The sequence below is a fragment of the Lelliottia sp. GFLA7 genome, from assembly GCF_056490165.1.
In genome coordinates, this window is record NZ_JBWLAQ010000107.1 from 1 (window position 1) to 412 (window position 412).

Here is a 412-nt window from a genome sequence, read left to right on the forward strand (position 1 = left end):
TTCCCGAATGATATTTCTACGCCAGAGATCAATATCCATGTGACCGAGGAGAGCAAATTCAGCATCATTGACGCATTGCACGATGCGCAATGGGGTGAAGGCGCCAACCTGACCACCATTGATGGTGTGCGAGTCGATTACGCCAAAGGCTGGGGCCTGGTTCGCGCGTCCAACACCACACCGGTGCTGGTCCTGCGTTTCGAGGCGGATACCGAGGCTGAGTTGCAGCGCATCAAGGACGTGTTCCACGCCCAGTTGAAACGTGTTGCCCCTGATCTCCAATTACCGTTCTGATTTTTGCCCGGAGCCCTGAATGACCCTCGAACGCGAAGCCGCTGCCAACACCGCCAAGGTCCTGTCCGAAGCGTTGCCTTACATTCGACGCTACGTCGGCAAGACGCTGGTGATCAAG

At 56.3% G+C, this 412-nt stretch carries 1 pseudogene; it reads left to right on the forward strand.

The annotated features are described in order from the left end of the window. A pseudogene (locus AC07RN_RS21385) lies at positions 1-294 on the forward strand (phosphomannomutase/phosphoglucomutase); the annotation flags it as partial. Between the last annotated feature and the right edge of the window lie 118 nt (positions 295-412).